The sequence below is a fragment of the Caldisericaceae bacterium genome, from assembly GCA_036574215.1.
GTDB lineage: Bacteria > Caldisericota > Caldisericia > Caldisericales > Caldisericaceae > Caldisericum.
The window spans coordinates 1-16,229 of record JAINCR010000058.1; the positions used below are offsets into that span (position 1 = coordinate 1).

General features: G+C 36.0%; 12 protein-coding genes and 7 tRNA genes. 2 read left to right on the forward strand and 17 right to left on the reverse strand.

The features are described from left to right. From K6343_03550 to K6343_03630, 17 genes are all read right to left on the reverse strand, one after another. On the reverse strand, positions 1-679 hold a 679-nt coding region (locus tag K6343_03550; GenBank protein ID MEF3245044.1), incomplete at its 3' end, for a hypothetical protein. Between the two features lie 57 nt (positions 680-736). Next, positions 737-821: transfer RNA gene (locus K6343_03555), tRNA-Leu, on the reverse strand. Positions 822-846: 25 nt separating this feature from the next. Then, positions 847-922: transfer RNA gene (locus K6343_03560), tRNA-Lys, on the reverse strand. A gap of 13 nt (positions 923-935) precedes the next feature. Beyond that, a tRNA-Arg gene (locus K6343_03565) sits at positions 936-1,012 on the reverse strand. A 4-nt stretch (positions 1,013-1,016) separates the two neighbouring features. After that, a tRNA-Arg gene (locus K6343_03570) sits at positions 1,017-1,093 on the reverse strand. A gap of 3 nt (positions 1,094-1,096) precedes the next feature. Further along, positions 1,097-1,173 (reverse strand) — tRNA-His (locus K6343_03575). A 10-nt stretch (positions 1,174-1,183) separates the two neighbouring features. Next, positions 1,184-1,260 (reverse strand) — tRNA-Arg (locus tag K6343_03580). 7 nt (positions 1,261-1,267) lie between these two features. After that, positions 1,268-1,344: transfer RNA gene (locus K6343_03585), tRNA-Pro, on the reverse strand. Positions 1,345-1,470: 126 nt separating this feature from the next. Then, complete coding sequence (locus tag K6343_03590) at positions 1,471-2,865, reverse strand: purine/pyrimidine permease (GenBank protein ID MEF3245045.1); 1,395 nt, start codon at positions 2,863-2,865, stop codon at positions 1,471-1,473. Between the two features lie 128 nt (positions 2,866-2,993). Continuing rightward, positions 2,994-5,336, reverse strand: coding sequence for a xanthine dehydrogenase family protein molybdopterin-binding subunit (locus tag K6343_03595; GenBank protein ID MEF3245046.1), 2,343 nt, complete (start codon positions 5,334-5,336; stop codon positions 2,994-2,996). A 9-nt stretch (positions 5,337-5,345) separates the two neighbouring features. Continuing rightward, entirely contained in the window at positions 5,346-5,810 is a 465-nt protein-coding gene (locus tag K6343_03600) for a (2Fe-2S)-binding protein (protein MEF3245047.1), read from the reverse strand. Positions 5,811-5,819: 9 nt separating this feature from the next. Beyond that, a complete protein-coding gene (locus tag K6343_03605; protein MEF3245048.1) occupies positions 5,820-6,698 on the reverse strand; it encodes a xanthine dehydrogenase family protein subunit M in 879 nt (292 codons plus the stop codon). A gap of 9 nt (positions 6,699-6,707) precedes the next feature. Continuing rightward, the gene (locus K6343_03610) at positions 6,708-7,523 is read right to left on the reverse strand and encodes a cyclase family protein (GenBank protein MEF3245049.1); all 816 of its coding nucleotides are present in this window, start codon (positions 7,521-7,523) and stop codon (positions 6,708-6,710) included. A 12-nt stretch (positions 7,524-7,535) separates the two neighbouring features. Further along, positions 7,536-8,963: a DUF1116 domain-containing protein gene (locus K6343_03615; protein MEF3245050.1), complete on the reverse strand. Its 1,428-nt coding sequence runs from the start codon at positions 8,961-8,963 to the stop codon at positions 7,536-7,538. A 2-nt stretch (positions 8,964-8,965) separates the two neighbouring features. Then, a complete protein-coding gene (fdrA, locus tag K6343_03620) occupies positions 8,966-10,519 on the reverse strand; it encodes an acyl-CoA synthetase FdrA (protein ID MEF3245051.1) in 1,554 nt (517 codons plus the stop codon). Then, on the reverse strand, positions 10,510-11,337 hold the full coding sequence (locus tag K6343_03625; protein ID MEF3245052.1) for a DUF2877 domain-containing protein: 828 nt from the start codon (positions 11,335-11,337) through the stop codon (positions 10,510-10,512). Before K6343_03625 ends, fdrA begins: the two co-directional genes overlap by 10 nt. A 51-nt stretch (positions 11,338-11,388) precedes the next feature. Next, positions 11,389-12,114, reverse strand: coding sequence for an N-acetyltransferase (locus tag K6343_03630; protein MEF3245053.1), 726 nt, complete (start codon positions 12,112-12,114; stop codon positions 11,389-11,391). A gap of 763 nt (positions 12,115-12,877) precedes the next feature. On the opposite strand from K6343_03630, the gene K6343_03635 reads away from it, so the two are divergent. Together K6343_03635 and K6343_03640 are read left to right on the forward strand one after the other, a co-directional pair. Continuing rightward, positions 12,878-15,181 (forward strand): DUF87 domain-containing protein, encoded by a 2,304-nt coding sequence (locus K6343_03635; GenBank protein ID MEF3245054.1) that lies wholly within the window; start codon positions 12,878-12,880, stop codon positions 15,179-15,181. Positions 15,182-15,476: 295 nt separating this feature from the next. Next, positions 15,477-16,229 (forward strand): 23S rRNA (adenine(2503)-C(2))-methyltransferase RlmN (locus K6343_03640; GenBank protein MEF3245055.1); only part of this gene is annotated, 753 nt, incomplete at its 3' end.

The window sequence follows — 16,229 nt, forward strand, 5'->3', positions numbered from 1 at the left end:
CTGGCGATTTTTTACTTTTTATAGATACTACCTTAAATCGAACAAATGTATTGTTTGTATTCACATCAAATTCATCATTTTGACTCTTTCCAATGATTTTTTCATTAAAATCACCGATAACTTTATCCTTACCGACCTCTACTGTTATGGTTTTCTCTTCACTCTTTCCTTCAATTTTATACGCAACCTCAACAACATCACCCTCTTGGATTGCACTTTCCTTGGGGAGTAATTCAGTAAATGTATCTTTTAGCTCATCTAATTTTTCGTTGATTTCACCCTCTTTTACTTCTATCAGCTCTTTAATCTTTATTTCGTTAGAAAGGTCTATTTGAATTTCAGGCAAAAACTCAGCAGTAATCTTAAAAACAAACTTTTCATTTGAGATTTCTTTTACATCTACTGAAGGACGAGTAAAAGGCTCTATATTTTCCTTTTCAAGAATTTCTCTAATAGACTTATCAAGCAATACATCGATTGATTCTTCTAAAAGTCGGCTTTCTCCAATATAAGCTGAGCCAATCTCGTAAGGTGCCTTCCCTACCCTAAAGCCAGGAACCCTAACTTTTTCTATCAACTTTTTATAAGATTCTTTCTTAGCTTTTTCAATTTCATCTTTAGTATTGATAACCTCTAAAACAATTCTTGTTTGTGTTTTTTCTTTTACTTCGTATTCCATTTTTCACCTCTTTAAAAAATTCCAAAATATTTTAACAAATAATTTAAAAATAAAAAATGGTGCGAAGGGCGGGAGTTGAACCCGCATGAGTTTCCTCACTGGATCCTAAGTCCAGCGCGTCTGCCAATTCCGCCACCCTCGCACTCAAAATTTTGTATCAATAAAAATGGTGGGTTCTGCGGGGCTCGAACCCGCAACCTACGGATTAAGAGTCCGTTGCTCTACCAGTTGAGCTAAGAACCCACTTATCGCAATTTGGCGCGCCTAGCAGGAGTCGAACCCGCAACCAACGGATCCGAAGTCCGTCGCTCTATCCAATTGAGCTATAGGCGCACCCTGGTGCGCCCAACAGGATTCGAACCTGCGACCTGCGGATTAGGAATCCACTGCTCTGTCCTTCTGAGCTATGGGCGCTTATGGGGTGGGTGAGGAGACTCGAACTCCCAACGGCCGGATCCACAGTCCGGTACTCTAACCAATTGAGCTACACCCACCATAAAATTTTGGCGCGCCCAGCCGGACTCGAACCAGCGACCGACGGATTAGAAATCCGTTGCTCTATCCTACTGAGCTATGGGCGCACCACAATGGTCGGGGCGAGTGGATTCGAACCACCGATCTCATGGTCCCAAACCATGCGCGTTACCAAACTACGCCACACCCCGAGCAACAATATTGTATTAAGATTACAAAAAAAATCAAGTGCTTTTGAAGTATCTATAAACTAATTTAACTATAAAAATGGGGGAAGAAATCCTTCCCCCATTAAAAACTTTAAAAAATTAGAAATACTATCTTATTCCTATACCTCTTTCCTTCTCTGTTCCAGGAATTATATTATCAAGAATTCCAGCTGTTATACCTCCAACAGCCATGCTTGTTCGGAAAATACCATTAAGTATGTTTGCAAGCCATGGTGCTCCAGAAATAACAATTGGATGTGCTTGGATAATTGAAGGTAAACCAAGCCCAAAGAGGAATGAAAATCCAAGAATCATAAGGTTCCTTACAGATGTTACATCTGCTCTTGCGAAAACTTGAACACCAAGAGCACCTATCAAACCAAACAGTGAAAGATATGCCGCACCGATAATTGGTGTTGGCATTGTTCCAATAATTGTGCCAAGTTTCCACAAAAATCCAAGTATGAGAAGAATTACAGCTCCAGTCCTAATAACCCTTCTCGATGCAATACCAGTAAGAGCGACAACTCCAATATTTTCCGTATAAGAAGTAGAACCAACTCCACCTAATACACCTGAAATAATACACCCTAAACCTTCTGATCCTATTCCTTTTGAAATCATCTGAGGAGTTGGATCAGGTAAACCAGATGCATAACTTATACTGTGGTAATCACCGAAAGATTCAATCATAGATGAAGTGTAAGCAGCTAAAATCGCTGCAAATGCAAAAGCATCGAACTTGAAAATATTACCATACCTAAGAGGTCTGGGCCAAACAATCCACGGAGCTTCTGCAATTGACTTGAAGTTGATAAACATTGGATGTCCTTCAGGGAACCACTTTACAAGAGTTCCAAGTAAAGCAAATAGATAGAGCACAACAACTGCAAGGAAGACGGGGAAAGAGTTAATTTTACTATTCTTCACAATCAGAGCAAAGATAAAGATAAGAATAACGCCACCAATTGAAACAGGCCAGAAACTTGATGCCGCATTAACCGCAACAGGTGCTAAGCTAAACCCTATTAACATTATAGTAGGCCCAATTACAACTGGAGTAATTACTTTTTTGAGTAAGCCTATTAAACCTGAGTATCCTACAATTAACTCATAGATACCACCGTAGAATAGTGCACTCCCCATGGCGGTCATCATCTCATTTACACCACCGCCACCTTTTTTAACATTGTCAAAAATTGCTAAAACCGGTGGAATAAAAGAGAAAGAGGAACCTTGAACAATAGGAAGACCGCTACCAATTCTTGAATCGATCTGTAAAAGGGTTGCAATACCCATTACCATGTAAACTGTTGCAATGAGAATACCTGTTTGTTGTGGATCCATTCCCATTGCCTGTGAAAAGAGTATAGGAACAAGTGTTGTTGCACCAAAAAGTGTAAACACATGCTGGAAACCAGCCAAAATCGAAAACCCCCATGGTGGATAAGAATCTACCGGCCATGGCACGACTCTTGTTTCTTTAAATTGTTCTTCAGCCATACTTTACCTCCTTTTAATTTTTTTTTAAAATTCAAACTTTTCTACTCCAATTTTTCCCGACTACCACCTCCTTTCACCTTTTAAAGTGGGAAGATGGAGTCTTCCCACTTTTAATAATTATACGCAAACTATTTCTTAGATTCAAGTAAAGCTTTTATTATTTTTTCAGAGGTAATAGGAGGATTTTTAATTCTTATACCCAATGCATTTTCTACGGCATTTGCAACCGCTGGCATAACAGGAATCATTGTATGCTCCGCTATACCTCTTGCTCCAAATGGACCATCTGGCTGTGGAACTTCAACAATTATTGGATGCATTTCCCTTGGGACATCAAGTGCGGTAGGTAACTTATAATCAGTAAAGTTAGGGTTAAGAATTCTTCCATCTTCTGAGAATTTAACTTCTTCATAAAGCGCAGTCCCCAAGCCTTGCACAAAACCACCAGTTATCTGTTGCTTAACTATATCAGGATTAATGGCTTTACCAGCATCAAAGGCTTCAGCCATTTTTAGAACCTTTATTCTGCCAGTTTCAGTATCAATCTCAATCTCAACAGCACCTGCTCCTGTTGTGTAGTGCACATTGGGGTGTCCACCTTGCCCAGTTTCGGGATTAACTTTGGCAGAAGTAAATTCGGGCATAAACATCCCTTTACCAAGTATTGGTCCACCTCTAAAGGTTCCATCTTCCATTTGAACTCCATCAATTACAAATTTCTCAAATGGAATTTCAAAATCTGGCTTTGTATAAGATTTCACTTTGCCATCTTCAAGATATAGATTTGTTTTTTCAATATAATATGCTTCTGAAATAGTATTCAATATTTGTTCTTTTGCATCTATTGCAGCTCTTCTTACTGCATTACCACAAGACCAGGTAACATGTGAAGCAACTGTTTGCCATTCATAGGGGTTTCTATCAGTGTCGGGAAGTTCAACTCTAATTTTCTCAAGAGGCAAAGAAAGTTCTTCAGCAGCAATCTTAGCCATTGCAGTCAAAAAACCTTGACCAAGTTCCATGCCCGAAACAAGAATATTGATGCTTCCATCTTCGTTAAATTTTATAAAAGCAGCAGAAGACTCATTTGCAGGCATTGCTGGTGCTTTCCATACTGCCGCAAAACCTTTTGCCCTTACTTTGTTTGGCTCTTTTGGTTGCTCACTTGGTGTACCCCATTCGATTGCTTTAGCTACCTCTTCAATACATTGTTTAATACCAGTAGGACCCATTTTAACACCATAGGCAACTGTATCTCCTTCTTGTATAGCATTTTTCTTTCGGAACTCAACAGGGTCCATTCCAATTGCCTTAGCAACCCTATCCATATGGCTTTCAATTCCAAAATGAAACTCTGAATAACCAAACCCTCTATAAGCCCCACAAGGAGGTCTATTAGTGTAAATAGCAAAAGAATCTATCCATACATTTGGAATTCTATAAGGACCTATTGCAGAGAAACCAGTTGCATTAACTACGTTTGAGCCATACTCAGCTGAAGCTCCTACATCCCAGTAGAGTTGGTGCTTAAGTGCAACAATAGTGCCATCTTTTTTAACCCCAATTTTAATAAAGGCATGGAGTTCTTGCCTCATTGATGTATCATAAAATTCTTCTTTCCTCGTGTACCTTATCTTTACAGGATGTCCAGGCACTTTCATTGCACAAGCCGCAGCAACAACCTCCATGTTAACCCCAGCCTTACCACCAAACCCCCCACCAACATAAGGCGCAATAACTCTCACATCTTTATGTTTTAAATTGAAAGAATGAGCTATAATGTTTCTCTGAGTATGTGGAGATTGAGACGAATTCCACATTGTAAGCCTTCCGTCAGGCGTGTAAAGCGCTGCAGAAACATGTGTCTCGATAGGAGCATGAACAACATGTGGAACCAAATACCAATCTTCTAAAATAAAATCCGCTTCTTTAAATGCTTCTTCAACGTTACCTTTCCTAATTTTTCTTACATGAGCAATATTAGTGCCAGGTTGAGGATATAACCAAGGAACAACTTCGTAATTTCCTAAGTCAGGATGTATTAGTGGCGCGTCTTCTTTTATAGAATCTAACGGATTCTGAAGCACTGGCAATGGCTCATACTCAATTTCAATTAATTTTGCTGCTTCATCGGCTATTTCTTGGGTTACTGCAATAACAGCAGCCACATGTTGTCCATAGTATCTTACCCTATCTAAAGGAAACACATAGTTGTCTTTTAGATAAAGTCCATATCTATAAGGAAAATCCTTACCTGTTACCACAGCATAAACTCCCTCAACTGCTTCAGCTTTAGAAGTATCAATCTTTTTAATGTTTGCATGTGCATATGGGCTTCTCAAAATAGAAGCATATAAAGTAGCAGGACCTAAATCAATATCATCAACGTATTTAGCAGAACCTGTAATTTTTTCAAGGCCATCAATTCTTACTGCATCATGGCCTACGTATTTTAAATCAAATGTTTTCATGACACCCTCCTACTTATTTTTAATGACATCCAAAACAGCATCAACAATAGGATTATAACCTGTGCATCTACAAAGATTACCCGAAATGTATTCTCTAATTTCTTCCTCATCTGGATGAGGATTTTCCCTCAAAAGTTCGGTTACTTGAATTACCATCCCTGGAGCACAAAAACCACACTGGAAAGAATTATGCTTTAAAAATGATTTTTGAAGTTCGGTAAGCCCATTTGCTTGAAGACCTTCTAAAGAAACAATCTCATGGCCATCAACTTCAACAGCATAAATAAGACATGACCTAACAGTTTTTCCATCCAAAAGAACAGAACAAGCACCACACTCTCCTCTTCCACAGCCATACTTGGGACTTTTAACACCAAGTTTATCTCTTAATACTTCAAGAAGTTTATCGTATGGTTTAACCTCTGTGCGGACAATTTTACCATTCAATTTAAACTTGATTTCCTTACTTTCCATAATTCCCCCCTATACTAAATTAATTCCGTAAGAAGGCCCATTGCCTTTAAGTCTATCAAATGAAGCCTTAAGAGACCTTTTTAACAAAACGCCGCTTGTATGAAGTCGGTATTCTTTAGAAGCCCTTACATCCGAAATAGGAGCAATCGCCTTTAATGCTAACGGGACAACTTCATCCAATAGATTTGTGTTGAGTTCTTTTCCTTTCAAAAATGCTTCAGCATCTAACGCCCTTACGGGGGTGGGTGCTACTGCACAAAAAGCAATCCTATATTCCAGATCTTCTGCAACAAAAGTTGCAACACCAACCTGGGCAAGATCTTCACCCTCATAACGACCGAGTTTGATATAATTTGCACCATACTTTCTTGTCTCAAGAGGAATTCTAATTCCTAAAACAATTTCATCTTTTTCAAGAATAGTTTTTCTTGGACCTTTAAAGAAATCCGCGATTGGGACCAATTTATCTTCTTTCCCTTTAATTTCTACTGAGGCATTTAAAACAAGCAATGTTGGTGCAGAATCCAAAGAAGGAACAGCTGAACAAATATTTCCAACTAATGTTGCTCTATTCCTTACACCGACTGAAGCGACTCTTTTTGAAGCTTCAAACAGAACAGGAAACTTTTCTTTAATGATTTCAGCATGTATGATTTCTGAAAAGGTAGTAAGAGCGCCAATCCATAAATAGTTATCTCTTATTTCAATCCCTTTAAGGTTATTAATGCCTTTTATGTCAATAATATAATCAGGAGCCACCATCTCATCATCAATCATAACAACAAGATCAGTGCCACCTGCAAGAATCTTTGCTTTATTACCATACATAGAAAGCAATCTTAATGCTTCGTCAACACTTGCTACTTTAAAGTACTCAAAGGTCTTCATACATACCTCCTATGGAGCCCAGGCAACAATTCTTGTCCAAGCAGACTCCATCTCAATTCCTTTTACATTAAATGCACCAACATAAACTCTCTTATTACTCAACTTATCAATATCTCCACCAAGGTTCTCTGCGTGAACAAGGCCTTTAGGGAATAGTTTAAGATGCATAATTTGGTAAAACTCTTCCGGTGGAAACATTTCATCCCAACTTTTACCGTATTTTTCCTTTAATTTCTTTTCTGCCTCAAGGAAAAGTTTTGGATGCCAATTTCTAAGAATTGTATTCATCGGATGATCGGCACTCCCGCAATCTACACCAATCCATTTAAATTTCATTTTTGATGCCCATTCTGGAAACTCTGGACTTGGCCCTGGATGTTTAACCATATAACGCACTTCATCGGCTTCTTTTTCATACCAAGCGAACCTATGGTACCCTGTATTAATGATTAATATGTCTCCGGGCCTTATATCTGCCTTTTTCATAAGCATTTCAGGAGTATAAAGATCGTAATCTTGCACTTCGTCTGAAATATCAACAACAACTCCTGGTCCAACCCATTCTTCAAGTGGAACAGCACCAATTGCTCTTCCTGCGCCGTAGAAATGTATTTCACCATCCATATGAGTGCCGACATGGTTACTTGAAGTGATGATTTGTCCATTTGCACCTTGCCCTCTATCGGCTCCTGCGATTCTCTTAAAATACTGAATCCCAAGAGGCATGTAGCTTGGCCATGGTGGAGTGTGGACACTCAATGGTTGAGTTAGGTCATACATTTTAATTTCTGTTGTTATTAATTTAATAAATTCTTCAGTTGTCATATTAACCTCCTTTTATGAATATTTTTGCACAAATGCTAAAAATGCCTTTTTAAACACTTCAATTGGAGCATCTACTAAACCTGCTCCTACTTGTCCTATACCAGGTTTCTTATGGGCAATTCCAGTATCAATGAACGGCGGGATTCCTTTTTCCACAACCAATTTAATGTCAATTCCCGTTGGAGTTCCTCTAAAATTAAGATAAGGAATCTGATAAGTGTTGTTTTCACCAATGGTAATTTCATACATCAATTTTGTTTTGTTAACAGCTTCCATAGGGGTTCCACCTGTAAACTGCACTATTGCTGGGGCTGAAGCAATTGCAAAACCTCCCCAACCTGCAGTCTCAGTAATTGAACTATCACCAATATCTGGGTTTGCATCATCTTTAGTAAAACCTGGAAAATAAAGTGCATTTGGTGGAACTTCGGCAGGCACGGTAAACCATGTGTCTCCTAATCCAGAAACTTGAATGCCAAAATCTGTTCCATTTCTAGCCATTACTACAACCATAGTGCTTCCTTCGATATTTCTTGCAGCATCAAGACTTACTTTAGCAGCAGACATTGAAAGGTTTAAAAAGAAGTGATCATTTCCATCAATAAACTTTAGAACTCTTTCTACAGCATCTGGGTCGTTTGTTGTTTTTACAATAGCTGGAGCAAGTTGTCTAAATAGAAGTGATGTTCCTGCTCTATTTCTATTATGTCCCTCATCCCCCATGTGTAATGCCTGAGCAAAAATATTTTTAAGATCAATTGATCCAAGATACTCAATTGCCCTTGCTAAAACTGGATACAGCTCGCTTTCCATCCATTTTAATCTACTTATAACATCGGGAGAGAAAGCACCCATTCTAAGCACTTTACCTAAGCCTTCGTTCATGTTCGTATAAGCTTTGTTTCCATAAGTTTCGTTAACTAGTTCAAAAACAGGCATAGACGGAGAATAAACACCTGCCATTGGACCTGTTGCCTGGTGGTGATGACAAGGGGAAAACTCAATCTCACCAGATGCTGCAAGACGTTCTGCTTCATCCTCAGTTTTTGCCCACCCTTCATAAAGAATTGCACCAATTACTGCTCCTCTCATTGGACCACACATTCTATCCCAACTTATAGGAGGGCCAGCATGCAATAGCATATTCTTTTTCATATTAGGTATAAGGTCGATTGCTTTCCCCATTCCAACAATTTTAGGCCTTGAATTAATTAACCTTTGGAAAGCTTCTTTATTAGCACTCTCAACATCAACTTTTTTGTTCAAAACAATCTCATTAAACTTTTCAAAAGCAGATTCAATTTCTTCTCCATAAGCAGGAGGATTCCAATCCACATTAATAACTTTATAACCAGTTAACTTTAAGCTTTCTGCAAATGCTTTTAAACCAATATTTATTACTTTAAGCTCGTTATTAAAAAGTTCGTTAACCTTACTCATACTTACGCTCCTATTAACTTTATAACATTGCCTGCAACCTTAGTTGCATAGGCATTTCTATCATATACAACGGCACCTGCATCTCTAAGAGCTTTCATTATAGCCTTCTTGTCCTGAGGATCTTTATCAGTCCCTGTCACATTAACCATAACAATAACTTCACCATTTTTTGTTACTTCTTCAATAGTAGGAACGAAGTCTTCTATTGGGTGCATGTTTGTTCCGTACCCAATTACAAGATCAAGATAAATCAAGGCAACTTCACTATCTTTTGCTTCTTCTAAAATCCTTTTGTTTCGAAGCTGAAAATCAATCTGTGGATGAGGTCTTCCAACGGTGAATTCATCTTCTCCAAGGTCAACAATGGTATGTTTTTCACTCTTCCACGAATCCTTTAATCTAAATTCTTCTTTAAGAGGGACATTTGAATATATTTTACCAAGCATTTCAGTCAAAATAAGTTCTGTCTCATAAGCAAGGGTCCCACCTTGGAAAAGTCCTCTAAAATACTTCCTTCCCTGTTTCACTTTTTCTGCAAGTTCTTCTGCTTCTTTTTTAATGGTTATTTCCCTTTCATCGATTTCCTTTTTAAAGCTTTCAAAAGGAATACCTTTTGAAAGGCTAACCGAGAGAAGTGCAGCTTCTTCAAGAGTTTTTGCGGGTAATGCTCCGAGATCCTTTACAACACTCTCATCTGCACCAAGAAAACAACCTACAACTGGCTTATTCGTGGTTTTAAGAGTATCTTTTAGTTTTTTTAGCACAATTTCGCTTGGCGGCTTAGAAATAAGTGTAATAACTTTGGTCTGTGGGTCATCAATTAGAGCCCTTAACCCAGTCAAAAAAGACAAGCCACCATAGTAATCTTTCATATCAATTCCACCTGTGCCAATCGCCTGAGAAATACCGCCACCGTTGTTAGATATTATTGATGAAACCTCCTGTAAACCTGTTCCAGCAGCAGAAACAATACCTATATCTCCTCTTTCAACAACATTTGAAAATCCTAACGGAGCGCCATTTATAATTGCAGTTCCACAATCTGGACCCATAACAAGGAGACCTTTTTCATACCCAATCTGTTTTGCAAGTAAAGCCTTTTCTTTAGGAACATTATCAGAAAAAATCATCACGTGTAAACCATTCCTTAGAGCTTTAATAGCTTCATCCCCTGCGTATTTTCCAGCAACAGAAATAAGAACTAAATTTGCATCATTCATAACTTTAAGAGCACTTTCCAAACTTCTTGGAACAAAATCACTTTGAGACTCCTCTGATGATTTACCTTTAGAGAGCAATTTTTCAATTTCTTTAAGAGCTTTTTCAACTAATTCTTCAGAACCTCCTTTAACAGCAATCAATAAATCGTTATCTTGTGCATCTTTAAATTCTTGCAACAGCATATTAGATGTTTCAAGAATAGACTTATTCTGCAAAGTCCCCATCATGAGAGCAACATCCTCGATTCCATCTAATTTTGTTGCATCTCTTGCAACAAGCATTAAAGTCACAGAATCGTAGTATGCTCCCTTTTTTACAATACCTTTTACTGGCATAGGGCACTACCTCCTTCTAATAAAATTTTAATTCCTTTCAAAAAGCCTGTAAGTATGTCAGCACCTGAAGTTTCACCAAACGCAAGCATTGACTTAACTGTATGCTCAATATTTTCACCACTTACCAAGGACAATAGGACATTTTTAAATCTCTCGTAGAACAACCCTCGAGAAGTATAGTAAAGAAAAGTATTTGAAAGTTTATTGTTGGTTAACGCCAACATATATATTTCCTTCCTTAATCTATAAGTTGAGATATTGAAACAGGTTTCATAAAAAAACAAAGCTGCAATAAAACCATCTATTAGATCATCACCTTGGGGTGTTAATCCGTATCCAAGGCCTTTTAAAGTTTTAACTGCTGAAATATCAAAATTTAGCAATTTTTGAAAGCCTATTTGAATTCTTCTTGCAAGATTAATTTCAAGAGGAGTTTTAAAATTTTCTAATCTTTTTTCATCAAGTAAAAATGCAGCGCTTTTAGAATTTGATTCATTAATAAGAATGTATTCCAACTTATAAATATTATTCATCAAATAGATTTTATCTGCATTACAAAAATGAAAAGTTGAATCATACATAGGAACATTTGAGAGATCAAACTTAATCTCTTTTTTAAACACAAAACTATCAAAATTTTCATACAGGGAATCAACTACAATGTTGTTTGGACCACCACCAATACTTTTTAGTACAAAAGAAACAATACCATATTGGGTCTCAAGGTTTATAACCTCTTTAAACACAGAATGAATGCTAAAACTCCAATCTAAAAATGAAATATTAACCATGTCTCCAATAGAAAATATTTTCATCATATAAAAGTATATAACCCAAGGCAAACCTTGGGTTATATTTTTAGTAAGTTACTATTCCTCTAGTTGTTCAGGAACTTCAAAGTGTTCAGCGGCCTTGAGTAAATCTTCGGGAACTGGTTTTTGTAAAGTTGCACCAATCATATTCTCAAGGTATTTTTTAACAGTTGTTTGCCAGTAGTCTTTGGTGATATAATAAACCCTTGCGCCACCTAATTCATGCTGAACATCTGGCCACGGATATGAGGGTTGAGCCATTCCTACACCCCATCTCTTCCAACCATTATAGCTTTCGTATGTCGCCCAAAATTCTTTTTGACCAAGAATCTCAAAGGTATAATAAGCTTTAGCATAATACATTACTGCTCCAGCTTTCATACCTCTCATAAATGCCATGGTATGCAAAGAAATGTTTACATCTTTATTCATAAGCCTACCATTACAAAACGCAGCAAGTTTTCCATCAACAACACCAACAAATTGATATGGATCTTTTAACCTGTTTCTAATCCATCCAAGAAGTTCTGCATATACCCTTACGCCTACAATATCATAAAAGTCATGGTCAACATCAAGTAAATTCTTAAGAAGAGGGAAGAGAAGTGGAGCTTCTTCTTTTTTCATTTCCCTAATCACCATAGTTCTTCCATTGGGAAGAGTTATATACATTGGCTCCCACTTTGGAAGATCTATTGGATACCCGCTTAAGAGTGGTTCAATCTCTTCTACCTTAAAAACAACTTCATTCTGAGAAGACTTCTCAGGTATTTCCTTTTTCATGTATACTACCTCCTTTAGTTAACGATTTTTTAAAAAAGATATTTTTATTATACCAGACATTAAAATATATGTCAATAGTTTTTTTTAAAAAATATTAAAAAACACTAAAAATACATGTAGTGTTATACTTCTATAATTATCGAATTGAAAACTTTTTGGTTATTGCACTTAAATGATGCGCAAAACAAATTTTAGTTAAAGAAAATCTTGGGCATTTTTTTCATCGAGTTTTTTTACTTTTTTATTATCTTTTTTATCACACATACTTAGGAGTTATTGATTTAGCTAATATCATTTTTGAGCGCAGAATGAATTCTATCCTATAAATTATCATAAATGAATACGATCTTTATGTCTTATTTGGATTAAAAATAACTTTTCTAATACATTCTTAAAACATAAGAGTTTTATCGATTTGAATATTTAATAATCTTCATAAACTTAAAAAGTGTATTAGTTTTCTTATTTGTTGCTTTCTATTTCCTTTACTAAAACACAACTTTTTTAAAGATAAACTAGCAAAACTATTTATATTAACTTTTTTTCAAAATTTCTTCATTTCATTTCCGTGTAAATTTTCATTTACTGTAACAGTTTAAATTAATGATTTTTCGCAATCTAGTTATAGTTCTTGACAAATTATCCTAATTTTGTATAAATAACTTAGATTAATAAACAAGAACCTACTCTATTTGGATAGATTATCTTATGAGAAAGCAATTTACTAAATTTATAAGTAAGTTATAAGCATAAGGAGGAGAAAATGGGAGATAAACAAGATCTCTATATTGGCAAAGAAGTAGATTTGTCAACTGGTACATTAAAAGATAAATTTTTCTACAAAACAAAAGATCTAACTACTCATGCTATTATTGTTGGAATGACTGGTTCAGGTAAAACAGGTTTAGCAATCACAATGCTAGAAGAGGCAATTGTTGACGGATTGCCAGTAATAGCTATTGATCCAAAGGGGGACTTAACTAATCTATTACTTACTTTTACAGGATTAAAACCTGATGATTTTAAACCCTGGGTAGATCCAGATCAAGCCCAGCTAAAAGGAATCAGTCTTGATATGTATGCTGAAAATGTTGCAAATACTTGGCAAAAAGGGTTAGCCGACTGGGATATAACTTCAGATACAATTCAAAAACTCAAAGATAGCGCAGATTATTCTATTTTCACTCCTGGATCTACTGCGGGCATCCCTGTTAGTATTCTACAAAGTTTCAAAAAACCCGAAGGAGATTTAGCACAAGAAGAGATTTTGGAAAAAATTAAAGGTATAACGATTGCTTTGCTTGGGCTACTCGGTATTCAGGCAGACCCAATAAAGAGCAGGGAGTATATACTTATTTCTACAATTATCCAAAATACTTGGAATAGTGGAAAAAATATCTCACTAGAAGACCTAATAATGCAAATTCAGAAACCACAGTTTAATAAGTTAGGTGTATTTACTGTAGATTCTTTCTTTCCTCCAAAGGAAAGGTTAGATCTTGCTATGCAAATAAACTCTTTGATGGCTTCTCCAACGTTTCAAACATGGCTAAGTGGAACACCGCTTAATATTGATAATTTCATTAAATCGGGAGATAAACCACGTGTATCTATTTTCTATATAGCACATCTTTCAGAATCCGAAAGAATGTTTTTTGTGACATTGTTGCTACAGGAAATTCTTTCCTGGATGAGAATGCAACCTGGCACTGATAGCCCAAGGGTAATACTTTATTTTGACGAAATTTTCGGATACTTTCCTCCATATCCCAGTGATCCTCCATCAAAATACCCCCTACTCACCCTTATGAAACAAGCAAGGGCATTTGGTCTTTCTGTTATGCTTGCAACACAAAACCCTGTTGATATAGATTATAAGGGTTTAAGTAATGCAGGAACTTGGTTAATTGGCAAACTTCAGCAAGAAAGAGATAAAGAGAGAGTAATGTCTGGTCTTGAAGGAACACTGCAAGCGTCTGGGAAATCATTAGATAGAGATTACTTTAATAAAATTCTTGGGACTCTAAAATCCAGAACATTTTTAGTGCATAATGTGCATTCAAATGAGCCAAAAGTAATCACCTCAAGATGGGCAATGAGCTATCTTCGTGGACCTCTCACAAAAGATCAAATTTCTAAGTTAATGAAAGAAAAAAGAAACACTATCAATACAGAAACTACTCAATTAAAGAGTGAAAAAAAGGAATACTTGCCCCAATTCCCTGAAGGAATTCCTGTAACTTTTGAATTAAACAGAGGAACTGGACCATTTGTGCCTTATGTTTATTTAGAAGGAGAGGCTTTATATATGGAACAGAAAGCGGGTATTTATTTTGAAAAAACTTTCAGGGCAATATTGAACACAGAAAAGGAAAATATCTCACTTAATAGTATAAATCTAATTGAAAACCCACCTATTACTGATAATACACCACCTGAAAATGCTACTTTTGCTGATATTCCAGATGTTCTTCTTAAGAAAGATACCTTTAAAGTAATTCAAAGCCAATTTAAGCAATTCATTAAGGGATTTGAACAAAAATACTACTATAATCCGTATTTCAAACTTTACAGTAAAATTGACGAGAGTAAAGAGGAGTTTGTCTCTAGGCTTAAAGATAGGGTAAAGGAAGTATTAGAAAACGAGTTACAAGAAGTGAGAGATTCATACGAAAAAGAATTAGAGAAGATAAACGAAAAACTGCAGAAAGCAGAGATCAACAAACAATCAGCAGAGGCTGAGTTAAGTGCAATTTCAAGGGATACTAGTATGGATATTGCTGCAAGTGCATTATCGATACTAATGGGCCGGACTAGTAGAAGTAGTATAAGAAGGGTAACAAGTTCAACAGAAAGACGAGAAAAAGCGAAAATTAAAATTGACAAAGCTAAACTGGAGATTCAAAAAGCTCAAACAGAGTTATATGAAATCCAAAAGGAGATGGATGAAGCATTAAAAAATAAAGAAGAAGAAATTTTTAATAAAGCATCTGTAGTTGAAGAGAAGCTCATAAGACCATCCGCTTCTTCAGTTATTGTTAAGTATATTGGTATTCTATTTAGGTAATTTAACAACTTTTTTGCAAGTTAGCATACATATTACACCTAAGGAGAATCTAACTCTACCTTTGGCTTTAGGAGAAGATATTGTATATGGGTTATTTACACCGTTTGATATGGAAAAAGTTCGGTTAAAAGTTATTAAATAGAAGTTTTATTTTACTAAAAATGATTTCTATAGAATTTAAATGAGTTAAACAAATAATGTTCAATCTCAAAATTACATAAGTTAACAGATAGTTTTTAAAAAATTTTTTTAAAAACAGATTTGACAAAACTGCCTTTTTAAATACAATCTTTTTATGAAAAAAGATATAAAAAACATAACTTTTGAAGAAACTTTGGGCTTGTTTGCCTCTTTAAATGAACCTCATTACAGGGCAGATGAGTTATTTAAAGCAATTTACCAAAAGAAAAAAGAAAGTTTTAATGAAATAACCACCCTAAGTAAAGACTTACGTGCAAAACTCGATGCATCATTTTATATCTATATTTTTAAAGAAATATCAAGAAAAGAATCGCAAGATGACACCATTAAATACGTTTTTGAGTTAGCTGACAAAAAACTCATTGAAAGTGTAGTAATAAAGAACAAAAATATAAAAGGACGAACTTGGAACACTGCATGTCTTTCAACTCAAGTTGGCTGTCCTCTTGGCTGTAAGTTCTGCGCTACAGGAAAAATGGGCTTATTGAGAAATTTAGAGGCAGGAGAAATCGTCGAACAGTTTTTACAATTAGAAAAAAGGGCACAAATCTCAAACATCGTTTTTATGGGCATGGGCGAGCCACTTCTTAATTATCAAAACACAAAAAAGGCAATTGAGATACTAACGGATAAACATGGAAGAGCCTTAGGCAAGAGAAAAATCACCATTTCAACTTCAGGTATCATAAGAAATATCTATAAACTTACAGATGAAATTAGAGGAGTTAACTTAGCAATTTCACTTCATTCAGCAATTCAATCAAAAAGGGATTTTTTAATGGAAGGATTAAAACATGAATCCCTAACAGATTTAAAAGACGCACTTCTATACTACATTAACAATACA